The sequence below is a fragment of the Nonomuraea roseoviolacea subsp. carminata genome (genome assembly GCF_024172185.1).
In the GTDB taxonomy this organism is placed as follows: Bacteria; Actinomycetota; Actinomycetes; order Streptosporangiales; family Streptosporangiaceae; genus Nonomuraea; species Nonomuraea roseoviolacea.
This window is the reverse complement of record NZ_JAMZEC010000001.1, coordinates 5,508,780-5,533,228: the sequence shown is the minus strand read 5'-3', so window position 1 is coordinate 5,533,228 and position 24,449 is coordinate 5,508,780. Positions and strand designations below refer to the sequence as shown.

Below are 24,449 nucleotides of genomic sequence, written 5' to 3'. Positions count from 1 at the left end.
CCATGAAGCGAACGGCAAGGCAACTCCAGTGAAGAGGGGCATGTTGATGGACCAGCACCATCCAGCGGGCGAGGCCGACATAGCGATCATCGGCATGTCCGGCCGCTTCCCCGGCGCGGCCGACGTCGAGACGTTCTGGCGCAACATCAGCACCGGCGTCGAGTCGTTCACCAGGTTCACCGACGACGAGCTGATCAGCGCCGGCGTGAGCCCCGCCACCTTCCAGCAGCCGAACTACGTCCGCTCGCGGCCCATCCTGGACGACATCCGGGGCTTCGACGCCGGCTTCTTCGGCTACAACCCGCGCGAGGCCACGCTCGCCGACCCGCAGCAGCGCATCTTCCTGGAGTGCGTCTGGGAGGCCCTGGAGTCCGCCGGGTACGCGACATCCGAGGGCCGGGGCAGCGTGGGCGTGTTCGCCGGCATGAACATCAGCGGCTACCTGCTGACCCGGCTCAGGGCGTTCGAGATGGGCATCGACACCTCCGCCCTGATGATCGGCAACGACAAGGACGCGCTGGCCACGAACGTCTCCTTCCGCTTCGACCTGGACGGCCCGAGCGTGGCCGTGCAGACGTTCTGCTCCACCTCGCTGGTGGCCGTCCACCTGGCCAGTGAGAGCCTGCGGCGGGGCGAGTGCGACATGGCGATCGCGGGCGGCGTGTCGGTGCGCATCCCCGACCGGATCGGCTACCTGTGGGAGGAGGGCGGCCAGGAGTCGCCCGACGGGCACGTGCGCACGTTCGACGCCGAGGGGCGCGGCAGCATGTTCGGCGACGGCGCCGCCGTGGTCATGCTGAGGCGGCTGCCCGACGCGCTGGCCGCCCGCGACACCGTGCTCGCCGTCATCCGCGGCTCGGCCATCAACAACGACGGCGCGATGAAGTTCAGCTATCTCGCGCCGAGCGTGGACGGGCAGCGCCGCTGCGTCTCCGCCGCGATCAAGCGGGCCGGCGTCGACCCGACGGACATCTCGTACGTCGAGGCGCACGGCACCGCCACCGAGGTCGGCGACCCGATGGAGGTGGCCGCGCTGACCCGCGCGTTCGGCGCCACCCCGGACCGGCAGTACTGCGTGCTCGGCTCGATCAAGCCGAACGTCGGCCATCTCGACCGCGCCTCCGGCGTCACCGGCCTGATCAAGGTGGTGCAGTCGCTGCGCAAGGAGCTGATCCCCGGCACCCTGCACTACCGCTCGCCCAACCCGGAGATCGACTTCGTCAACAGCCCGTTCCGCGTCACCGCCGACGTCACCCCGTGGCCGCGCGCCGCCGAACGGCCGCGCATCGCGGGGGTCAGCTCCCTCGGCATGGGCGGCACGAACGCGCACGTCATCGTCACCGAGGCGCCCGAGCCGGAGCCGCGCCGGCCCCGCGCGCGGCGGTGGCAGATCCTGCCCTTCTCGGCCCGCTCGGCCGAGGCCGCCGACCGCTCGGCCGCCCGGCTCGCCGAGCGGCTCACGGACACGGCCGACGACCTGGGCGACGTCGCGTACACGCTGCAGGTGGGGCGGAAGGTGTTCAACCACCGCAGGTTCGTCGTCGCGGGCACCACGGAGGAGGCCGCGGCCCGCCTCGCCGACCCGGCGGCGGCGCTGGGCCGCAACGACGCGACCGTGGGCCGCCGGACCGGGTTCCTCATCGCCGGGGTCGGCGAGCAGTACCCGGGCATGGTGGCCGAGCTGTACGCGGAGGAGCCCGGTTTCCGGGCCGACGTGAACGAGTGCCTGGCCGTGCTCGGGCTGACCGAGGCGGCGCAGCTCTCGGACGTGTTCACCCCGGCCGAGCGGGGCGCCGGGGCCGGTGCCGGCGACCTGGCCCGGCTGCTGGGCCGCGCCGCGCCCGCCGCGCCGCTCTCCGCGACCGAGGCGCACCTGGTGCAGCCGGCCGTGTTCGTCGCCGAGTACGCGCTGGCCCGGCAGCTCATCCGCTGGGGCGTCACCCCGGAGATCATGGTGGGCTACAGCCTGGGCGAGTACGTGGCGGCGTGCCTGGCCGGCGTGCTGTCGCTGCCCGACGCGCTGCGGCTGGTCGCCTACCGGGCCAAGCTCATCACCTCACAGCCCGAGGGCGCCATGCTGGCGATCTCCGCCGACGAGCGGCGGCTGCGCACGGTCCTCGGCGACCTGTACGGCGGGCGGCTGGACGTGGCCGTGCGCACCGGCTCCCAGACGGTCCTCGCCGGCCCGGCCGAGGACGTCGAGGCGGCCATGGCCACGCTGCGCGAGCTGAAGATCGGCCACCGGCGGCTGGAGACCACGCACGCCTTCCACTCGCGGATGCTCCAGCCGGTGGCCGCCGAGCTGACCGCCTGGATCAGCGACAACATCACCCTGAACCCGCCCGCGCTGCCGTACCTGAGCAACGTCACCGGTGAGCTCGCCACCGCCGAGGTCGTCACCGACCCGGGCTACTGGGCGCGGCACATGTGCGAGACCGTCGAGTTCGGGGCGGCGCTGGAGAAGGTGCTCGGCATCGCCGACCTCGCGCTCGCCGAGATCGGCCCCGGCCAGTCGCTGGGCGCGCTGACCCGCGGCCACCCGGCGTGCGACCGCGCGCAGTGGCCGCTCATCGTCACCACGCTGCCCGGCGCCAACGACCCGCAGGACGCGGGCGCGGCGCTCGCCACCGCCGTCGGCCGGCTCTGGCTGACCGGCGTCGCCGTCGACTGGGCGGCCCTGCACGAGGACACCGGCTGGGCCCCCGGCCGCGTGCCGCTGCCGTCCTACCCGTTCGAGCACCAGGAGTACTGGCTGGAGATCGACGAGTCGGCCCTCGGCTCCTCCGGCGGCACGCCGGTGTTCGACGAGAGCGACCCGACCAGCATCGCCAGGGCGTACCCGCGGCTGCCCGACACCCGCTGGATCCACACCCCGGTCTGGCGGCAGACCACGCTCCGGCCGCCCCGCGAGGACGAGGCCGCCCGCTGGCTGCTCTACACCTCCGGCGGGGCCGCCGACGCGGTCGCCGCGCCGCTGCTCGCGCACCTGCGCGACACCGGCCGTGAGGTCGTGACCGTCCGTCCCGGCGAGGCGTTCTCCGCCGGCCCGGACGGGCTGACCGTACGGCCCGGCTCCCCCGAGGACGCGCTGGCCGCGCTGCGCGAGCTGGCCGCCACCGACCGGGTGCCCGACCGGATCGTCCACCTGTGGTGCGCCGACCCGGGCCAGTCCACGCCCGACTGCCTCCAGCGCGGCCTGCACACGCTGGTCGGCCTGGCCAAGGCCGCGGGCGACCTGGGCCTGCCGGGCTGGTCGCTGGACATCGTCACCACCGGCAGCCAGAAGGTCCACCCCGGCGACCGGGTGGCGTCGGCGCGGGGCACGCTGCTCGGCCCGACCCGGCTGATCCCCGTCGAGTACCCGCGCGTCACCACCCGCCTCATCGACGTGGAGCCGGACGGGCTGTCCGGCGGGGCGCTGCTCGCCGAGCTGCGGGCCGAACCGGCCGACCAGGTCGTCGCCCTGCGCGGCGGCGGGCGCTGGATCCCCGACTACGAGGCCCTCGACGCCTCCGTCATCGAACAGAACCCCCCGGTCGCCCGGGTCAGGCCCGGCGGCGCGTACATCGTCACCGGCGGGCTCGGCGGCATCGGCCTGGCCATGGCCGAGCGGCTGGCCGAGCAGTTCCAGGCCCGGCTCGTGCTGCTCGGCCGTACCCCCGTGCCGCCCCGCGACCAGTGGAACGCGATCCTCGCCTCCGACGGCACGGCCGCCGAGGTGCGCCGCCGCCTGGAAGGGCTGCTCCGGCTGGAGGCGGCCGGCGCCGAGGTCGTCACCGTCGCGGGCGACGTGTCGCGCGTCGAGGACGCGCGCCGGGCGGTGGACGCCGCGCTCGACCGGTACGGCGAGCTGAACGGCGTCCTGCACTGCGCGGGCGTGCCCGCGGTCGGCCTCATGCAGTTCAAGACCGCCGCCGACGTCGAACGCGTCCTCGCCCCCAAGGTCGGCGGCACCCTGGCCCTGGCCGAGGTGCTGCGGGACGTGCCGGTCGACTTCCTCGCCCTCTACTCCTCCACCACCTCGGCGACGGGCGGCGGCGCCGGCCAGGTCGACTACTGCGCCGCCAACGCCTTCCTCGACGCGTTCGCGCTGAGCGACGAGCTGCCCGGCGTCCACGTCACCTCGGTCGACTGGTGCGAGTGGACGTGGAACGGCTGGACCGACGGCCTGGAGAACTACGACGAGGGCTCCAAGCAGTACTTCACGTGGTACCGGGAGAACTTCGGCCTCACCTTCGACCAGGGCTGGCAGACGCTGCTGCGGGTGCTGGCCAGCGGCGAGCGGCACGTGGTGGCCTCCACGCAGGACTTCGCGCCGCTCGTCGCGATGAGCCGGAGGTCGTCGATCGAGAGCCACCAGGCCACGGTCAAGAAGATCCGCGACGCCTTCGGCCGGCACCCCCGGCCCGACCTGTCCACCGCGTACGTCGAGCCGCAGACGCCCACCGAGGAGACCATCGCCGGCGTGTGGGCCGAGGCGCTCGGCCTGGAGCAGGTCGGCGTGCACGACAACTTCTTCGAGCTCGGCGGCAACTCGCTGCTCGGCATGGAGATCATCGCCGAGGTCAGGCGGGCGCTGGAGCTGGCCTACCTGCCGCCGCACATCCTCTACCAGGCGCCCACCATCGCCTCCCTGGCGGAGGCGGCCCGCGCCGGCCAGGAGCCCGAGGAGCAACCGGCCGACGCCCGTGACCAGCAGCGCTCCCGCATCGCCCAGCGCCGCACCATGCTCAGAGGAAGGGCCTCATGACCGACAACGGAACCGACTACGACTCCGCGGTCGCGCTGATCGGCATGTCCGGGCGCTTCCCGGGCGCCGCGAGCGTCGGCGAGCTGTGGAGGAACCTGCTCGCCGGCGTGAAGGGCCTGCGCGCGATCACCGACGAGGAGCTGCGGGAGGCCGGGGTCGAGCCCGGCCGGCTCGCCGACCCCCGGTACGTGCGCGTCGGCGGCCCGCTCGACGGCCTCGACCGCTTCGACGCGACCGTCTTCGGCATCAACCCGCGCGAGGCCGAGACGATGGACCCGCAGCACCGGTTGTTCCTGGAGTGCTCGTGGGAGGCGCTGGAGGCGGCCGGCTACTGCCCGACCGACGTGCCCGGCCAGGTGGCCGTCTTCGGCGGCTGCGGGTTCCCCGACTACATCGTGCAGAACATCCAGCACCTCACCGCTCAGCCGGGCGGGGCGCTGCTCATGGCCGTGGGCAACGAGCGCGACTCGCTGGCGTCGCTGGTGTCGTACAAGCTGGGGCTGCGCGGGCCGGCGGTGTCGGTGCAGACGTTCTGCTCGACCTCGCTCGTGTCGGTGCACCTGGCATGCCAGAGCCTGCTGACGTACGAGTGCGACATCGCCGTGGCGGGCGGCGCGTTCACGCCGCTGCCGCAACCGTCCGGCTACCTGTACGAGCAGGGCGGCATCATGTCGCCCGACGGACGGGTGCGCAGCTTCGACGCCGAGGCGAGCGGCACGGTGATGGGCAGCGGCGCCGGCGTGGTGGCGCTCAAGCGCATGTCCGACGCGCTGGTCGACGGCGACGTGATCCACGCGGTCATCCTGGGGTCGGCGGCCAACAACGACGGCCGGCTGCGGGCCGGCTACACCGCGCCGGGCGTGGACGGCCAGGCCGAGGTGATCGAGTCGGCGCTGGGCGTGGCCGGGGTCAAACCGGACACGGTCGGCTACGTGGAGTGCCACGCCACCGGCACGATGCTGGGCGACTCGATCGAGCTGGCGGCGATGAACCGGGTGTTCGCGCAGACGCGGGAGACGCCGTGCGTGCTGGGCTCGCTGAAGCCGAGCCTGGGCCACCTCGACCGCGCCTCCGGCGTGACCGGGCTGATGCGGGCCGCCATGACGCTCAGGCACGAGCTGCTGCCGGGCACCCCCGACTACGAGACGCCGAACCCCGCCCTGGCCAGCGCGCAGGACCGGTTCACGGTGCTGAAGGAGCACCGGCCGTGGACGGCGGGGCCGCATCCGCGCCGGGCGGGCGTCAGCTCGTTCGGGCTGGGCGGCACGAACGCGCACGTCGTCCTGGAGCAGGCGCCGCCGCGACCGGACCGTCCGGCGCGTCCGGGGCCGCACCTGCTGGTGTTCTCGGCGGCCGACGAGCAGGCGCTCACGGACGTGGGCGAGCGGCTGCGGGCGCACCTCGCGGAGCTCGCGGAGCTGGCGGAGCTCGCGGAGGAGGGCGGCGACGATCTCGCCGACGTGGCGTTCACGCTGCAGGTGTCGCGGGGCGGCTTCGCGCTGCGGCGCGCGGTGGTGTGCCGTGACCGGGACGACGCGGTGGCCGCGCTGGGCGACCCGTCGCGGTGGATCGGCGGCAAGACGCAGCGGCGCAACCCGAAGGTGCGGCTGAGCGTCCCGGACTCCGGTGTGCCGGACGCCTGGTGGGCGGAGCTGCGGGCGGCCGTGGACGCCGTCCTGCGGCCGGGCGCGTCCCCGTCGGGCGCCGCGAGGGCCGCCTCCCCGTCAAGCCCGGCGAAGGTCGCTTCGCCGTCGGCCGGTGCGCCGGTGTCCGCGGCGGGCGGGGACCGGGAGCAGGCGCTGGGCGCGCTGGCCGACGGGCTCGCCGGGGTGGGCGTCCACGTGCTGAAGGGCGAGGGCGCCGGTCAGGCCGTCGAGGAGGTCGTGGTCGCGCCGGACGGCGACGCCCCGGCCGCCGAGTGGCTGCTGGCCGCGGTGGCGCGGCTGTGGCTGGCGGGCGCGGCGATCGACTGGCCGGCGCTGCACGGCGGCGAAGGCCGCCGCGTGGAGCTGCCGACCTACCCGTTCCAGCGCCGCCGGTTCTGGATCAAGCCGAACCCGGCGGCGCAGGCCCAGGCCCAGCGGCAGGGCCCCGGCAAGGACTTCGACCTGCGGCACTGGACGTACCTGCCGACCTGGCGGCCGCACCCGCTGCCCCTCGCGGGCCTGGACGAGCGGCTGCGCCTGGCGGGCCCGTGGCTGGTGCTCTCCGGCGACGAGCGCGGCGAGGCGCTGGTGGAGCGGCTCACGCGGGCCGGCGCCGAGGTGACGGCGGTGCGCGCCGGCGACCGGTTCGGCCAGGACGACCGCGGCGACTTCACGATCCGGCCGGGCAAGGCCGACGACGTGGCCGAGCTGTTCTACTCCCTGGTGGCCGCGCCGCGCGCGATCGTCCACGGCTTCAGCCTGGCGAGCCCCGAGGCCGCGCCGGGCGCCGACCCGGTGGAGCACTTCACGGCCGAGCAGGCCCGCGGCTTCTACTCGGCGCTGTCGCTGGCGCGGGAGCTGGTGGACAACACGGGCTCGGCGCCGCGGGCCGAGCTGGTGCTGCTCACCTCGTACGCGGTGGGCGTCTCCGGCGCCGACCTGCGCCACCCGGAGCACTCCACGCTCGCCGCCCTCGCGCCGAGCCTCCAGCAGGAGAACCCGCGGCTGCGCTGCCGCAGCGTCGATGTGGACGGCGGCGAGCCGGGCCGGGACCCGGCGGCGCTGGCCGAGCAGGTGCTGGCGGCCGCGGTCTGCCCGCACGAGGGGCCGGTGGCGCTGCGCGCGGGCGAGACGTGGCTGCGGGACTACCGGCAGTACCCGGTGGACGAGCCCGCCCCCGAGGAGCGCGGGTTCCGCGACGGCGACACCGTGCTCATCACCGGCGGTCTCGGCGACGTCGGCCTGGTGCTCGCCCGGCACCTGGCGAGCACGTACGGCTGCCGGCTGGTGCTCACGGCCCGCTCGGCGCTGCCGCCGCGCGAGGAGTGGGACGCCTTCCTCGCGGACGTGCCGCCCGGGGCGCACCGCACGGCCCGCCACATCGCCAACGTCCGCGACCTGGAGGCGCGCGGCGCGACGGTGCTCGCCCTGTCGGCCGACGTGGCCGACGAGGAGGCGATGCGCGCGGTCGTGACGGAGGCGGTGGCCCGCTTCGGCGCGATCGACGTGGTGGTCCACGGCGCGGGCGTGCAGGACGGCGCGTACTTCAACTTCGCGCACCTGATGGACCGGCAGCAGTGCGACGCGCACCTGGCGGCCAAGGTGACCGGCTTCCACGTGCTGCAGAAGGTCCTCGGCGAGCAGTGCCCCGACCGGCGCATCACGCTGTCGTCCATCGCGTCGGTGCTGGGCGGCATGACGCTCGCCCCGTACGCGGCGGCCAACGCGGCGCTGGACGCCTACGTCCGCGCGGCCCGCACGGCCGGCGCGGGGCGGTGGGTGACCGTCGACTGGGACACCTGGAACATCGACCCCGACCGGGTGGCCGGGCACAGCGGCGCGGTCATCGACTACGCGATGACCCCGGCCGAGGGTGTGGGCGTGTTCGAGCGGGCGCTGTCGGCGGCCGACCGGGCCGGGCACTTCGTCATCTCGACCGGCCCGCTGGAGGCGCGGCTGGCGCAGTGGGTCACCGGCGACATCCACGAGGCCGGCGACGATGACGACGACCAGGAGCGCCACCCGCGGCCGGAGCTGAACAACGCCTACGTCGAGCCGCGCGAGGGCACCGAGGCGACGCTGGCCGCGATCTGGTCGCGGGTGCTCGGCATCGAGCCGATCGGCGCGCTGGACAACTTCTTCGAGCTCGGCGGCCACTCGCTGCTGGCGATCGAGCTCACCACCCGGGTCCGCAAGCAACTCAACGCGTCCGTGCCGGTCACCGGCCTGCTGGAGTGCCCGACGGTGCGCCAGCTCGCCGAGCTGCTCGACGCGCGCGACGAGCAGGAGTGAGCCGATGAAGCAGCCCGAGTACCTGCGCGCGGTCCAGGGCTTCGCCCGGCGCGAGCTGACCGGCAACGACGCCTACCTCGACTCGCTGGCCGAGGCGCCGCTGCCCCTGTACGAGCGCTTCGCCGGGACGGGGCTGGCCAACTGGTGGCTGCCCAAGGAGCACGGCGGGCTCGGCCTCGGCCTGGAGGAGAGCGTCCGCATCACCAGTGAGCTGGCCTACCACGACGCCGGCGTGGCGTTCACGCTGTTCATCCCGATCCTGACGACGAGCATGGTGACCTGGTACGGCTCGGAGGAGCTGAAGGAGCGGCATCTCGGCCGGCTGGTGGCGGAGAACGGCTTCGCCGCCACGCTGGGCAGCGAGCACGCGGCGGGCAGCGAGCTGGCCCGCATGACGACGACGGCCCGGGTCGAGGGCGACACGGTCGTCCTCGACGGGCAGAAGGCGTTCTCCACGAACACGGGCTTCGCGCAGTTCCTCGTGGTGATCGCGCGCAGCCAGGAGGACCCGTCGGGCTACCTGGCGGTGCTCGTCCCGCGCGACACCCCGGGCGTCACCGTGGACAAGCGGTGGGAGGTCATCGGGCTGCGCTCGTCGGCCACCTACCAGGTGTCGCTGTCGGGCGTGCGCGTGCCGGCGGCCAACGTGCTGCGCGGCAACGGGCTGCGCCTGCTGGAGGTGGGGCTGAACGCCAGCCGCATCCTCATCGCCACCACGGCGCTCGGCGTCGCCCGCCGCATCCGCGACGTGTGCATGGACTACGGCAAGGCCAAGTCGGTGAAGGGGGCGCCGCTGACGGCCAACGCGGTGTTCGCCTCCCGACTGGGGCAGTTCGAGATGCAGATCGAGGTCATGACCAACCAGTGCCTGGCCGCGGCGCGGGCGTACGACGCGATCGCGGCCCGGCCGGACGCGGGCGAGGAGTTCCTGCGCACGGGCACGCTGAAGCAGGCGCTGACGACGAAGATGTTCTGCGGGCAGACCGGCTGGCAGATCGCCTCGACGGCGTCGGAGATGTTCGGCGGGCTGGGGTACACGCACGAGTCGGTCATCGGCAAGCTGGCCCGCGACATGAGGTACGTCTCGATCGTCGAGGGCGGCGACGACGTGCTGCGGGACCTGGTGTTCACCCGGTACGTGGTGCCGGTGTCCAAGCGGTCGTGACGAGGGCGGCGGCGTAGCCGGGGGCCACGTCGAGGAACCGCACCGGCCACGCCTCCTGGTCGGGGGAGCGCGACGAGACCGTCGCGCTCCCCTCTCCCATGTCAGTGACCCAGCAGCCCGTCACCGTGTCCGTGACCAGGCAGCCGCGCAGGCCGGCCAGCCCGGCGCCGGTGGCCTTGACGTACGCCTCCTTGGCGGTCCACAGCCGGAAGTACTCCGCGAGGCCGCGCTCGCGCACCCGCTCGGCCTCCTCCGGCTGGTACATGCGCCGGGCCAGCTCCACGTGGTCGAGGTCGGCGCGGATCCGCTCGACGTCCACGCCGACGCGCGTGCCGGGCGGGGCGACGGCGACCAGCGCCCACTCGCCGGAGTGCGACAGGTTGAAGTCGACGCCGTCGTGGTCCTCCAGGCACGGCCGGCCGGACTTCTCGGCGGTGATCCGGACGTCTGCGGGCGGCACGCCGCACAGCCCGCCCAGCACGGACCGCAGCGCGGCGTGCGCCACCACGTACCGGCGGCGCTCCCCCGCGTCGGCGAAGCCCGCCGCACGCTCCCGCTCGGCGGCCGACAGCCAGCCCCGCCACCCGTCGCGCACCGGCCGGTCGAGCCGCGCCTTCCACACCTCGGCCCCCGCGAGGGGCTCCACACGCGGACGGTGCGGGAGTGGCAGCCACTCCCGCACCGTCACCGGACGAGCCGTCACACCCACGGCCGCAGCGCCTCCGCCAGGATGCGATGGGTCCGCTGGGCCTGCTCGAACACCGCGAAGTGCCCGCCGTCGAACCCGTGCAGCAGGAACTCGCGGGCCGTCTGGTCCACCCACCTGGCCAGCTTCACCGGCGACACCCGCGGGTCGGTCTCCCCGCACAGCGCCGAGATCGGCACGTCCAGCGGCGGCTCCTCCTGGTAGACGTACGTCTCCTTGACGGTGAAGTCGGCCTGCACCGACGGCAGCACCATGTCCAGCGCCTCGGGGTCGTTCAGCAGCCACTCCGGGGTGCCGCCGAGCCCGCGCAGCAGCGCCACCAGCTCGGGCCTGCTCATGCCGCCGACCGGCGGCCCCGACTCGTACGTGACGTGCGGGGCGTCGGAGCCGGACACGAACAGGTGCACCGGCTCCGGGCCGCCGCGCCGCCGGATCTCCCTGACCAGCTCGAACGCCACGATGGCGCCCAGGCTGTGGCCGTACAGGGTGTACCTGCGGCCGGCCGCCGACAGCTCCACGTCGGCGAGCACCACGTCGGCGAGGTCCGACACGAGCGGCGCCATCCGCAGGTACGGCGGCTCCTTGTGGCGGCTCTCCCGGCCGGGCGGCTGCACCGGCTGCACGGCGACGCCCGGCAGCTTGCGCTGCCACACCCGGAACGCCGACGCGGCGCCGCCCGCGTGCGGCAGGCAGTACATCGGCAGCGCGCCCGGCTCGGTCCCGGTCAGCCCCCGGAACGGCAGCCAGCGGGCCAGCGCCTCGTCGCTCACCAGCTCGCCGACGGTCATGTCGTCCTCACTTCGAGCCGCACGTACGGCGGGGGCGGTTGCACCGCGCTCAGGTCGGCCTCCAGCACCACGTGCGCCCCGTCCCGTTCCACCTCCCTGAAGCCGGCGAACGCGTACGTCACCTGCATCATGCGGTTGCGCCCGGTCTCGACGAAGTCGGCGCGCAGCGCCGCACCCTCCGCGGCGGCCAGCCGCATGATGTGGTTGAGCAGCACCATGCCGACCCCGCGCGACATCACCCGGCACGACATGAGCATCATGTTGAGCCGCCAGGCGTCGGCGCCCTTCTCCACCAGCGCCAGCCCGATCTTGCCGTAGCTGCCGAACTTGTCGGTGAGCGAGGCGACCAGCAGGAGGTGGTCGTCCGACTCGCGCAGCTCGTCCAGCTCGTCGTAGGAGTACGTGCGGCCGGTCGAGTTGAGCTGGTTGGTGCGGACTGTGAGCTCCTCGGCCCGCTGGAGGTCCTCGCGGGCGGCCGGGGCGATGGTGAAGTCCATCTCCAGGCTCGCCAGGAACTCCTCGTTGGTGCCGACGAAGTCCTGCTCCAGCTCGTCGCGGGCGATCTGCCCCCGGTACATGTGGCGCCGCTGCGCCGACTCGTCGGTGACGAACCGGGGCTGGAACTCCGGCCGGCCCAGCGCCTCCTCCAGGTCGAGGATGTCGACGCAGGTGACCTCCGGCACGCCGTGCGCCACCTCGGCCCGCTCGAACTCCTGGTCGTCGACGAACGCGAACGCGTCCAGGCCGAGGTTGAGCGCCTTGGCGATGCTGCGGATCGACTCCGACTTGGGGTTCCACCCGATCTGCGGGTGGAGGAACATCTCCTCCAGGCCGAGGGCGCGCAGCTGGGCCAGCGCGGTGTCGCGGTCGTTCTTGCTGGCCACGGAGTGCAGGATGCCCTTGCGGTCCAGCTCGTGGATGCGCTCGACGACGGCCGGGCGGACGTGCACCTCGCCGTCCTCCAGCAGCACGCCGTTCCAGAGGGTGTTGTCGAGGTCCCACACGATGCACTTGATGCGGCCCCGCGCCGGCTTGCGGGGAAGCAGGGCGACGCCGGCGTCCGGGGTCTCGGCGGTGACGCTCATCCGGTCCTCTCCCGATCGGCCTGGCCAGCGATGGTCGTCCGCTGGATCTCGTTGCTGCCTTCGATGATCTCCATCACCTTGGCGTCCCTGTAGTAGCGCGCCACGGGGTAGTCGGTGCTGCACCCGTTGGCGCCGTGGATCTGCACGGCCTCGGAGGCGTGCCGGGCGGCGGCGGTGGAGGCGAAGTACTTCGCGACCCACGTCGCCATGATCGTGGACGCCTCGCCGGCGTCCTTGAGGCGGCCGGCCTCGGCCAGCAGCAGCCGGGCCGCCCGCGCGTCGGTCACCATGTCGGAGAGCTTGGCCTGGATGAGTGGCAACCTCGCCAGCGGCGTGCCGCCCACCTCGCGGCTCGCGGCGTAGGCGGCCGACGCCTCCAGGCACGCCTGGACGATGCCGACCGACCCGGCCGCCACGCTGTAGCGGCCGAGGTCGAGGGTGCCGGTGAGCACCATGCCGGCGGTGAAACCGCTCGGGCCGAGCAGCGCGTCCTTGTCGAGGACCACGTCGGTGAAGCTGATCTCGGCGAGCATGGACGCGCGGGTGCCGAGCATGTCGTCGATCGGCCGCACCTCCACGCCGGGCGTGTCCCTCGGCACGAGGAACGCGCCGATGCTGGCCTCGGTGCGGGCGAAGACGAGGAACACGTCCGCCCGCTGGCCGCCGGTCGTCCACTTCTTGACGCCGTTCAGCGCCCAGCCGCCGCCGGACTCGGCGGCGGTCGTGGTGATGCCCGAGGTGTCGCTGCCGGCGCCCGGCTCGGACAGGCAGAACGCGCCCAGCCGCTCCCCGGCGGCGAAGGCGGGCGCCCACCGCTCGCGCTGCTCCGGGCTGCCCCAGCGCTGCACCGTCCACGCCGCCATGGTGTGGACCGTGAGCAGGCTGCGCAGCGAGGAGCAGCCGCGGCCCACCTCCTCGTGGACCTCGCCGAGCGTCACCCAGTCCATGCCGGTCCCGCCCGCCCCGGGCGGCAGGAACGGCGCCCACAGGCCCGCCTCCGCCACCCGCCGCAGCAGCTCCTCCGGCACGCGTCCCGCCCGGTCGTAGGCGTCGGCGTACGGCGCCACGTGGGTGTCGACGAACGCCCGCGCGGAGCGCCGGTCGGTCACCCGCGCCGTGCCGGCGGCCGGGACCGGCGGAGCGGCGGCGGGCGGCGCCACGCCGGTGACGGTCACGCGACGGCCGGCTCGGCCAGGAGCCGGGTCACCAGCTCGGACATGGAGTTCGCGGTGCGGAAGTTGTCGATCCGCAGCTCCTCGTTGGGGATGGTGACGCCGAACGTCTTCTCGACGAACATCACCAGCTCCATCGCGAACAGCGAGTTGACGAAGCCGAGCGCGAAGATGTCCTGCGACTCGGTGATCTCGGCCTGCGGGTACCGGTCGCGGACGAAGCCGAGGATCTGGCCCTTGGTGTCGGTCATGCGATGCTCCTTCGGATCGTTACTGGGCGTAGGTGTAGAAGCCGCGGCCGGACTTGCGGCCGTGCAGCCCGGCGTCGGTCATCTGCTTCAGCAGCGGGCAGGGGCGGTACTTGCTGTCGGCGTAGTGCTCGTAGAGCACCTCGACGCTGTAGAGGATCGTGTCGACGCCGATCAGGTCGGCCGTCTCCAGCGGGCCCATCGGGTGGCCGAAGCAGCTCCGGAAGACCTCGTCCACCGACTCGGCGTCGGCCACACCCTCGTGGACGAGGTAGGCGGCCTCGTTGACGGTGAGCATGAGCACCCGGTTGGAGATGAAGCCGCAGGAGTCCTTGACGTCCACCGACTTCTTACCCATGGCGGTGAGCAGGTCGCGGGTGCGCTGGATCGTGTCCGGCGAGGTGTGGAAGCCGGGGATGAGCTCCACGGCGGGCTTGGCCGGGACGGGGTTCATGAAATGGACGCCGATCACCTTGTCGGGGCGCTTGGTGACGGCGCCGACCTTGGTGATGGGGATGGCGGAGGTGTTGACGACGAAGACGGTGTCCGGGCCGCACTCGCGATCCAGGGTCTCGTACACCTCGCGCTTGACGTCCCAGTTCTCGGTGACGTTCTCGATGACCAGGTCGGCCTTGGCCGCGCCCGCCGCGCCGACGGCCGTGGAGATCCTGGCCAGCACCTCGTCCGGGTCGAGGGCGGGGCCGCCCATGAGCCGGCTCATGCGGGTGTTGCGGGCGACGGTGGCCAGCGCGTCCGCCAGGATCCGCTCGTCCTTGTCGACCAGCACCACGTCGTGTCCCGTCTGGGCGAGGTTCTGGGCGACCCCGACTCCCATGACGCCAGCGCCGATCACGCCGATAAGGGTCATGTCCGCTCCGTTCCGCTCATCGTTGGTCTCTCGCATCGCTCTGTGGGCTTTCTCGTAGGATCCGCCGTCCGGAAGTCGTCCGGCCGCCGGTAGGGGTTCCGTCCTGAAGTCGTCCGGCACCGGGTAGGGGTCGCGGGTCATGGGCGGCCATCACCGTCCTCGCCTGCGCGCCGCCGACGCCTCCAGGCCCGAGCGGCGCAGCTGCGCGCGCACCTGGCTGCCGCCGCCCGAGCCGGCCAGGGCCGGGGCCGCGCCCGAGGCCAGCGCCTCGACGGTCCGGCCGAGCGCGGCCACGGTCGGCGCCTCGTACAGGACGTGCGGCGGCAGCTCGTCCAGCTCGAACGCGCGCCGCACGGCGGCCACGATGGCGACGCCGAGCAGCGAGTTGCCGCCGAGCTCGAAGAAGTTGTCCAGCACCCCGACCCGGTCGAGGCGCAGCGACTCGCCCCAGATGGCGGCGATGGTCTCCTCGGCGTGGCCGTCCGGCTCCTGGTAGGCGGTGAGCAGCTCGGGCCTCGGGTGCCGCTCGCCGCTCGCGCCGCCCATCGCCGGGGAGGTCACCACGTCCACGGTGAACTCGCTGCTGCCGCGCACCAGCGTCGGGAAGTCCTGGGTGGAGACGACGACCCTCGGCTCGCCGGTGGCCAGGGCGCGCAGCAGCGAGCGCCAGCCGTCGTCGAACGCGATGCCGACGCGGGCCCGGTTCTGCCGGAAGAAGTCGCGCAGCGCCTCCTCGTACCCGGCGAGCCCGGCCTCCCAGGCGTTCCACGTCCACTCGCCCCAGCCGACCGACACCACGCGCCGGCCCGTCGCGGCGAGCCGGTGGGCGTAGGCGTCGAGGAAGGCGTTGGCGGCGCAGTAGTCGACCTGGCCGGGGCCGCCGCCGGTGGCCGAGGTGATCGAGGAGAACAGCACGAGGAAGTCCAGCTCCGCCTCGTCCGGCCGGCCGAGGCGCAGCGCCTCGGCGAGGGCCAGGGTGCCGGCGAGCTTGGGCGCCAGCACCTCGTCCAGCTCCTCGGGGCGCTTGAACTGCATGAGGCCCATGGCGGGGACGCCGGCCGCGTGCAGGACGCCGTGCAGGGCCCCGAACCGGGCGACGGCCGTGTCCACGGCGCGGCGCACGTCCTCGGGCCGGGAGACGTCCCCGGTGACGATCTCGACCTCGCCGCCCAGCGCCTCCAGCTCCGCGACGGCCCGGACCCGCCGCCGGGTGGTCTCCCCGGCGTGGGTGTCGCCCGACAGGATGCCGGCCCAGTCGGCGCGGGGCGGCAGGCCGTGGCGGGCCAGCAGCACCAGCCGCGCCCGGCAGGCGCGGACCAGGTGCTCGGCCAGGCCCAGGGCGATGCCGCCGAGGCCGCCGGTGACCAGGTACACGCCGCCCTCCCGCAGGGGGTCGGTCAGCGGGGGCGGTGCGGGGAGGGGGTCGTAGCCGGGGATCCAGCGGCGGCCCCGGCGCAGCGCCACGGTCCGGTCGGTCTGCGGGCGGGCCAGCTCGGCGGCCAGGCCGTCCAGGTCGCGCGTCCCGGGTGCGGCGGGCAGGTCGACGAGGCGGGTGGTCACGCCGGGGTACTCCAGCGGGATCACCGCGCACGGGCCGAGCAGCGTCGCGCCGTACGGGTCGGCGACCTCGTCGCCGAGCACCGGCTGGGTCCCGGCGACGGCCACGTCCAGCGACCAGGCCCCGATGCCGGACTCGCCGGCGGCGCGGGCGAGCGCCACGAGCGTGCGCAGACCGAGGTCCACGGCCTGCGCAGGAGCGCTTGAGGCGTCCGCGCCCGGGGTGCCCGGGGCGTCCAGGGTCCAGAGGTGGACGACGCGGTCCAGGGGGCGGCCGGTGAGGCGCAGGTCGCGCAGCAGGGCCAGGGAGTCGGCCACGTCGCCCGGCCGGATCGTGTAGCCGTCGGCGGTCGCGGCGTAGGCGTCGCCCGGCCGTACCACCGTCACTGCCGCGCCCGTGGGGGCGACGGCGGCGCGCAGCCGGTCGGCGGCCTCGTCGGCGAGCCCGTCGCGGGTGAACACCAGCCACGACCCGGGCTGCCGCTCCGCGGCCGCGGGGGGCGCGGTCTGCCGCCACACCGGCAGGTACAGCCACTGCTCCTCGGGCAGCTTGGGCAGGCTCGTGATCGCCTCGAACAGGTCGGCGGGCGCCTCGGCCGCGGGCTCGCCGGCCGGTCCGCGCGCTCCGGCGGGCGGGTCGATCCAGTAGCGCTGCCGCTGGAACGGGTACGTCGGCAGCGGCACCCGCCCGGGCAGTCCCTCCCGAGAGCCCTCCGGGGTGCGGCCGTGGTAGGCGTCCCAGTCGAGGGTGACGCCGCACAGCCACAGCCGGGCCAGGGCGCCGGCCAGCGCCTCGTCGCCGGGCCGCGTGTCCCCCGCGGCGGGCAGCGTGTGCGTGACGAGCGGCCACCGCTCCGGCGGGCAGCCCGCGCCGCGCACCATCGCGCCGAGCGACTGGCCCGGCCCGATCTCCACCACCGCGAGGCCGGGGTCGGCCAGCAGCGTGCCGATGCCGTCGGCGAAGCGGACCGTGCCGCACATGTGCCGCGCCCAGTAGCCGGGGTCCTGCACGAGCGCGGCGTCCGCGACGGCGCCGGTCAGGTTCGACACGTACGGCAGGGCCGGCGGGTTGAGCCGGACGTTGGCCGCGACCCAGCGGGTCAGCTCCTCGGCCAGCGGCTCCAGCATGCGGGAGTGGAAGGCGTGGGTGGTCTCCAGCGGCCGGCACGGCACCTCGGCGGCGCGCAGGTCCTTCGCCAGCCGTTCGACGTCCTCGACGGGGCCGGCGACGACGGTGACCTGCGGGCCGTTGACGGCGGCCACGTCGAGGCCGCGCCCGTCCAGCCGGAAGCGGGTGCGCAGCCGGTCGGGCGGCAGCGAGACGGCCAGCATCGAGCCGGCGGGCATCCGGGCGATGAGCCGGGCCCGGTGCGCGACCAGGGCGACGGCGTCGGGCAGGGACAGCACGCCCGACAGGCAGGCGGCGACGTACTCGCCGAGGCTGTAGCCGAGCATGAGCCGCGGCTGCAGACCCCAGGCCATGAGCGTGCGGGCCAGCGCGTACTCGACGGCGAACAGCGCGGGCTGCACCACCTCGGTCCGCCGCAGCGCCGCCTCCCGCCCGTTCCCCGAGGGGACGGCCCGGCCGAGGAGCGCGGCCAGGCCGCCGCTCTCGCCGCGCTCACCGGTCAGCAGGTCGATCAGCTCGGCCGGGTCCACGACGCCGTCCAGCGCACCGGCCAGGTGGGCCAGGCACTCGTCCAGCGCGGCGCGGAAGGCCGGCTCGTGCCGGTAGAGGTCGCCCGCCAGGCCCGGGTACTGCTCGCCGACGCCCGCGAACAGGAACGCCACCTGCCGGCCCTGCACAGTCTCCACCCGGCCGAGCAGGTCGTCGGCCCGCCGCCCGTCGAGCGCCGCGGCGGCCGTCGCGACGTCGCCCGCCACGACCGCCCTGCGGTGCTCGAACGTCTTGCGCCCCACCTGGAGCGTGTACGCGACGTCCGCCAGCCGCGTGCCGGGCTCGGCGCCGAGGTGCCGGCCGAGCCGCCGGCACGCCTCGTCCGCCGCCGCGGCCGTACGGGCCGAGACCGCCACCACCTCGTACCGGCGCCCGGTCCCCGCGGCGCCCGCGTCACGGGCGGGAGGCTCCTCGACGACCATGTGCACGTTCGTGCCGCCCATCCCCAGCGAGTTGAGCCCCGCGATGCGCGGCCTGCCGTCGCGGGTGCGCCAGGGGGACAGCTCGGCGTTGACGTAGAAGGGGCTGCCGTCGAAGTCGATCTCCGGGTTGGGGCTGGTGTAGTGCAGGCTCGCCGGGATGACCCCGTGATGCGCCGCGAGCGAGGTCTTGATGAGGCCGCTCGCCCCGGCCGCCCGGTCGAGGTGGCCGACGTTGGTCTTGACCGAACCGATCGGGCAGTACCGCCGCTCCCGCGTCGCGCCGAAGGCCCGGGTCAGGGCGGCCACCTCGATGGGGTCGCCCAGCTCGGTGGCGGTGCCGTGCGCCTCGACGTAGCTGATGTCCTCGCCGGTGACGCCCGCGTCGGCCATCGCGTCGGCGATCACCCGGGACTGGCCGACAACGCTGGGCGCCGTGTAGCCGACCTTGAGGGCGCCGTCGTTGTTCATGGCCGAGCCGCGGATGACGGCCCACACGTGGTCGCCGTCGCGGATCGCGTCGGGCAGCCGCTTCAGCAGCACCGCGGCGGCGCCGTCGCCGAACATGCTGCCCTTGGCGGCGGCGTCGAAGGCGCGCACGTGGCCGTCGGGCGACTCCTGGCCGCCCGGCCCGTACAGGTGGCCGACCCGGTCCGGGACGCGGATCGACACGCCGCCCGCGAGCGCCAGCTCGCAGTCGCCGGCCCGCAGGCTCTGCACGGCCAGGTGCGCGGCCACCAGCGACGTGGAGCAGAACGTCTGCACCGCGACGCTCGGGCCGTACAGGTCGAACAGGTAGGACACGGTCGTGGTGAGGGCGTCCTTGTCGTTGCCCATGATGACCTCGAACCCGCTGAACTCCTTCTGGCCGCCGCCGAGCAGGTGGTCGGTCATCCGCAGCAGGTACGTGCTGATGTTGGCGCCGCCGAACACGCCCACCCGGCCCCGGTGCGCCGGCGCCGCGTAGCCGCCCTGTTCGAGCGCCTCCCAGCACACCTCCAGGAAGGCGCGCTGCTGCGGGTCGGTGATGGCGGCCATGCGGGGGCTCATGCCGAAGAAGGCCGCGTCGAAGCCGCTGACGTCGTCCAGGACGGGCCGGGCCGGCACGTACGCGGGGTCCTTGATCTGCCCGGGGTCGGCCCCGGCGGCCAGCAGCTCCTCCTCGGAGAAGAAGCTGATGGACTCGACGCCGTCGCTGAGGTTGCGCCAGAACGTGGCCACGTCGGGGGCGCCGGGGAAGCGCCCGGCCATGCCGATGATCGCGATGCGGCGGTCGTCGTCGGTGGCGGTTCGGGCCCGCTCGCCGACGACGCGGACGGCGGGCAGGGGCGCGGGTTCGATGACGCTCGGTGCCGTCGCCGTCGCCGTTGCCGTGGCGCCGCGTTCGTCCAGGATGACGGCCAGGGTGCCGACCGTCGGCGCCTCGAACAGCGCCACGGTGGGCACCGCCACCCCGAACCGCTGCTTCACCAGGGCGAGCATCTGCAGCGCCACCAGCGAGTTGCCGCCGAGGTCGAAGAAGTTGTCCCGGGTGCCGACCGGCTCGACGCCCAGCACCTCGGACCAGAGCCCCGCGAGCGCGTGCTCCACCGGCGACTGCGGCGGGGTGTAGGGCTGGGGAAGCTCGGGGCGCGGAAACCGGTCGCCGGACGGCCCCTCCTCGTCGGCCCCCGGGGCGGACCCGGCGAGCAGGGCCGTCGCGGCGGGCACGGAGCGGGGCAGCCGGTCGTCCAGCCCGCCCGCCGCGACCACCAGCCCGGGCCGCGTCGCGGCCGTCAGCCGGTCGAAGGCCGCCAGCGACTCCGCCGCGCTCATCGAGTGCGCGGCCATCGCCGCGCCCATACCGCCCTCCAGCCGGTCGAGGGTGACGGCCCAGGTGTCCCAGCTCGCCGCCACCCACCGGGTGGGGGTACGGCCCTCCGCCCAGGCGGAGTTACCGCGGTGGGCGAGCGCGGTCAGGGCGGCGTTGGCGGCGGCGTAGCTGCCGAACGTGATGCCGCCGAGGACCGCCGAGGTGGAGGAGAAGACGAGGCAGAAGCGCGGCGCCCGGCCGGCCGGCAGCTCGCCCAGCACCTGCTCCAGCACCTGGGCGCCGGTCACCTTGGCGGCGAAGTGGCGGGCGACGGCCTCGTCGTCGAGGTCGCGCAGCGGCCGGAAGCCGCCGGGCCGCGTGTCGGCCGCGGCGTGCACCACCCCGTCCAGCCGGTACGCGCCGTCGTCGGCGAGGCCGGCGAGCGTGGCGCGCATGGCGGAGGCGTCCGTCACGTCCACGGCGGGGGTGAGCACCTCGGCGCCCAGGGCGCGTATGCGCTCGACCGCCTCGCGGCGCGGGTCCCCCGGCTCGGCGGGGAGGCCGGCGCGGCTGGTGAGGACCAGCCGGGCGGCGCCGGCGCGAGCCAGGTGCTCGGCGACGATCAGTCCCACGTCGCCCAGCCCGCCGGTGACCAGGTACGTCCGCCCGGTCGCGGCAGCGGGCGGTTCGGGGGCGGGGGGCTCGGCCGGGGTGAAGGCGCGGAGGAGACGGGCGCCGTCGCGGTAGGCGACGAAGACCTCGCCGGACGGGTTCAGGATCTCGCCGTTCAGCGCGGCGGCCACGGCCTGGGCGTCGGCGTCCGGGTCGAGGTCCACGGCGGCGCAGTCGAGGCTGAGGTACTCCTGGTTGGCGACCATCGGCAGGGTGGCCGCGGCCGCGTGCGCGGCGTCGGGGACCTCTCCGTCCGCCGCCGCCTGAGCGCCGCGCGTGACCAGCAGGACCCGGGTCCCGTCCCCGCCCCGCTCGCCGATCGCCGCCAGCAGCCGCGCCACGGGCACCAGCCCGTCCCCGGCCCCCGAGGTGCCCGATGCCGGCGCGAGGAGGCGGAGGTCCACGACCGTGGCCGGGGCGGAGGCGTCCGGGCCTCGGGTGAGCGCCGCGGGGTCGTCCCGCCCGGTGACCGTCACGACGTCCACGCCGTGCGCGCGTAACGACCGCGCCAGCGCCTCGGCCACCTGAGCGTCCGCACCAGCGGCGGCGGCCTCGGTGCCCCGGCCGTCCGCGTCACCCGCGACCGCCTCGCCTCCCGCGCCACCCGCGACCGTCTGACCGGCCGCGCCACTCGCGACGAGCACGCAGCGTCCCACCGTGGCGGGTGCCCCGCTCTCGGGGGCCTCCACCCGGATCCACTCCGGGGCCAGCAGCTCGACGTGCGGCCGCCCGGCCGGGACCTCGCCACCGACACCCGCGACACGGGCAACCCCGGCGACATCGGCATCGAAGGACGGCCTGGCGCCGATCAGGCCCTGCGGGGTGACGCCGCCCTCGGACGTCCGCCGACCGGCCGCGACCCCCACGGCCGCCGGAGCGGACGCCTGGGACGGCGGGTCGATCCAGTAGCGCTCCCGCTCGAACGGGTACGTCGGCAGCCCCACCTTGGCCACCGGCCGGTCCTGCCGGTAGCCGGACCAGTCGATCGGCACCCCGGCCAGCCACAGCCGCCCGGCCGCCTCCGCCAGCACCTCCCCCGCCGGGCGCGGGTCGTCCGCCCCCGGCAGTGTGGCGACGACGAGCGGCCAGCGGTCCGGCGGGCAGTCGCGGTGGCCGCGCGCCATCGCGCCCAGCGACTGGCCCGGCCCGATCTCCAGCAGCGCCGCGTCGCCGTCCAGTCGCAGCAGCGTGCCCAGGACGTCGTCGAAGCGCACGGTCGCGCACATGTGCTCGGCCCAGTACGCCGGGTCGGTGAGCTGCGCGGCGGTGGCGACCTCGCCGGTGACGTTGGAGATGACGGGGACGCGGGGCGCGTGGAGCGTGATGTTCCCGGCGATCCAGGTGGTCAGCCGCTCCCGCAGCGGCTCCATCATCCGGGAGTGGAAGGCGTGGCTCGTCGCCAGCGGACGGGACGGCACACCGTCGGCCTCCAGCAGCGCCCTGGCCGCGGCCATCGCGGCCGGCTCGCCGGCCAGCACGGTCAGCTCGGGGCCGCTGACGGCGGCGACGTCCACCCCGGTCACGCCGCTCAGGCGCTCCCGCAGGTCGGCGGCGGCCAGCGGCACCGCGCACATCTCGCCCGGCGGCAGCTCGTCGATGAGGGCGGCCCGGTGGGCGACCAGCGCGACGGCCGACTCCAGGGACATCACCCCGGCCAGGCACGCCGCGACGTACTCGCCGAGGCTGTAGCCGGCCAGCGCGGCCGGCTCGACGCCCCACGACTGGACGAGCCGCGCCAGCGCGTACTCGACGGCGAACAGCGCGGGCTGGAGCATCCGGGTGGGGGGCGCCGCGGCGGGCGCGGAGGCGCGGCCGAGCAACCGGCCGAGCGCGTCCCCCTCGCCGCCCCGCCGCGGCCCGACCATCTCGGCGAGCGGGTCCTCGCCGCCCGTCCGGCGCCGCAGCTCGGCGCGGCACTTGTCGAGCGCCGCCCGGAACACCGGCTCGCTCTCGTACAGCTCGGCGGCCATCCCCGGGTACTGCTCACCGGTCCCGGCGACGAGGAAGGCGACGGGCCGGTCGGCGCGGCTCCCGGCGCCGCCGAGCACCGCCCCGGACCTGATCCGCCCGGCCGCCTCGGCCGTGGAGGAGGCCACCGCCATCCGCCGGTGGGCGAACACCTGCCGCCCGGTCTGCAGCGTGTGGGCGACGTCGGCCAGCCGGTGCGTGGCGCCGTCGGCGGCCAGGTGCGCGGCCAGGCGTTCCGTCATCGCGTCGGCGGCGGAGGCCGTACGGGCGGACCAGACGAGCAGCTCGGGGCGCGGCGGCTCCTCGGTGCGCGGCACCAGCGGCGCCTCCTCGACCACCACGTGCGCGTTCGTGCCGCCGATGCCGAACGCGCTCACCCCGGCGCGGCGGGTCCGGCCCGCCTCGCGCGGCCAGCGGCGCAGCCCGGTGACGATCTCCAGCCGGGCCTGGCCGGAGGCGAGCTGCGGGTTGGGGTCGGTCAGGTTGACGGTCGGCGGGATCTCGTCGTGGCGCAGGGAGAGCGCGACCTTGATGAGGTTGGTGACGCCGGCGGCGCGGTCAAGGTGGCCGAGGTTCGTCTTGACGGAGCCGATGAGGACGGACTCGTCCCGGAACACCTGCTGGAGCGCCGCCAGCTCCGCCGCGTCGCCGAGCGCGGTGCCGGTGCCGTGCGCCTCGACGTAGTCGATGTCGGCGGGGGTCAGCCCGGCGCTCGCCAGCGCCTCCGCCATGACCGCGGCCTGTCCCTGCACGCCGGGGGCGGTGAAGCCGACCTTGCGCCCGGCGTCGTTGTTGACGGCCCAGCCGCGCAGCACGGCGTAGATCTGGTCGCCGTCGGCCAGCGCGTCCTCCAGCCGCCGCAGCGCGACCACGCCGACGCCGCTGCCGAGCGGCGCGCCGAGGCCGCCCGCGTCGAACGCGCGGCACTCGCCGTCGGGCGGGGCGATGCCGCCCTGCTGGTAGAGGTAGCCGACGCGGTGCGGCACGTTCACGGCGACGCCGCCCGCGAGGGCCAGGTCGCACTCGAAGCTCGCCAGGCTGGTCGCGGCGGCGCACACGGCCACCAGCGACGTCGAGCAGTAACTCTGCACGCCGTAGCTGGGGCCGGACAGGCCGAGCGTGTGCGCGACGCGGGTGGTGAGGGAGTCCTTGTCGTTGGCCAGCCCGACCGCCAGCTCGCCCATGACGGCGCCGATGCCGCTGGGGAGCAGGTTGTTCTGCATGTACGAGCTGTGCGCGCAGCCGGCGAACACGCCGACGGCCCCGTCGAAGCGCGTCGGGTCGCACCCGGCGTCCTCCAGCGCCGTCCAGCCGTGCTCCAGGAACAGCCGGTGCTGCGGGTCGAGGATCTGCGCCTCCTTCGGGCCGATCCCGAAGAAGCCCGCGTCGAACAGCTCGACGCCGTCGATCACCGGGCTCGCCTTCACGTACGACGGGTCGGCGATCAGCTCCTCGGGGACGCCGGCGGCGCGCAGCTCGTCGTCGGTGAACCGGGTGATGCCGGACCGGCCGGACCGGATCGCGGACCACAGCCCCGCCACGTCGGACGCTCCCGGGAAGCGCCCCGACATGCCGACGATCGCGATGTCGGTGCCGGAGCTCTCGCCGTCGATCTCGTCGATGTCGTCGATCACGTCAATCGT

The 24,449-nt window shown here is 74.9% G+C and carries 10 protein-coding genes; 3 read left to right on the top strand and 7 right to left on the bottom strand.

Annotated elements, in window-relative coordinates; all coding sequences use genetic code 11:
- The first annotated feature begins 40 nt into the window (after window positions 1-40).
- Genes HD595_RS25580 through HD595_RS25570 form a run of 3 tightly spaced genes read left to right on the top strand, consistent with a single transcriptional unit; the run spans window position 41 to window position 9,853 of the window.
- Window positions 41-4,750 (top strand): type I polyketide synthase, encoded by a 4,710-nt coding sequence (locus HD595_RS25580; RefSeq protein WP_253773195.1) that lies wholly within the window; start codon window positions 41-43, stop codon window positions 4,748-4,750.
- On the top strand, window positions 4,747-8,688 hold the full coding sequence (locus HD595_RS25575) for an SDR family NAD(P)-dependent oxidoreductase (RefSeq protein ID WP_253773193.1): 3,942 nt from the start codon (window positions 4,747-4,749) through the stop codon (window positions 8,686-8,688). Before HD595_RS25580 ends, HD595_RS25575 begins: the two co-directional genes overlap by 4 nt.
- 4 nt (window positions 8,689-8,692) lie before the next feature.
- Window positions 8,693-9,853, top strand: coding sequence for an acyl-CoA dehydrogenase family protein (locus tag HD595_RS25570; protein WP_253773191.1), 1,161 nt, complete (start codon window positions 8,693-8,695; stop codon window positions 9,851-9,853).
- Here HD595_RS25570 and HD595_RS46870 read toward each other — a convergent pair.
- From HD595_RS46870 to HD595_RS25535, 7 genes are all read right to left on the bottom strand, one after another.
- Entirely contained in the window at window positions 9,816-10,499 is a 684-nt protein-coding gene (locus HD595_RS46870) for a 4'-phosphopantetheinyl transferase family protein (protein ID WP_253773189.1), read from the bottom strand. The genes HD595_RS25570 and HD595_RS46870 overlap by 38 nt on opposite strands.
- A gap of 53 nt (window positions 10,500-10,552) precedes the next feature.
- Entirely contained in the window at window positions 10,553-11,347 is a 795-nt protein-coding gene (locus HD595_RS25560; protein ID WP_253773187.1) for a thioesterase II family protein, read from the bottom strand.
- The gene (locus HD595_RS25555) at window positions 11,344-12,432 is read right to left on the bottom strand and encodes an HAD-IIIC family phosphatase (protein WP_253773184.1); all 1,089 of its coding nucleotides are present in this window, start codon (window positions 12,430-12,432) and stop codon (window positions 11,344-11,346) included. The genes HD595_RS25560 and HD595_RS25555 overlap by 4 nt, the downstream gene beginning before the upstream one ends.
- A complete protein-coding gene (locus tag HD595_RS46865) occupies window positions 12,429-13,607 on the bottom strand; it encodes an acyl-CoA dehydrogenase family protein (RefSeq protein ID WP_253773182.1) in 1,179 nt (392 codons plus the stop codon). Before HD595_RS46865 ends, HD595_RS25555 begins: the two co-directional genes overlap by 4 nt.
- A complete protein-coding gene (locus HD595_RS25545; RefSeq protein WP_253773180.1) occupies window positions 13,604-13,855 on the bottom strand; it encodes an acyl carrier protein in 252 nt (83 codons plus the stop codon). The genes HD595_RS46865 and HD595_RS25545 overlap by 4 nt, the downstream gene beginning before the upstream one ends.
- 19 nt (window positions 13,856-13,874) lie before the next feature.
- Entirely contained in the window at window positions 13,875-14,720 is an 846-nt protein-coding gene (locus tag HD595_RS25540; protein ID WP_253773179.1) for a 3-hydroxyacyl-CoA dehydrogenase family protein, read from the bottom strand.
- Window positions 14,721-14,870: 150 nt separating this feature from the next.
- Window positions 14,871-24,440, bottom strand: a complete 9,570-nt coding sequence (locus tag HD595_RS25535) for a type I polyketide synthase (RefSeq protein WP_253773177.1) — start codon at window positions 24,438-24,440, stop codon at window positions 14,871-14,873.
- Window positions 24,441-24,449 lie beyond the last annotated feature (9 nt).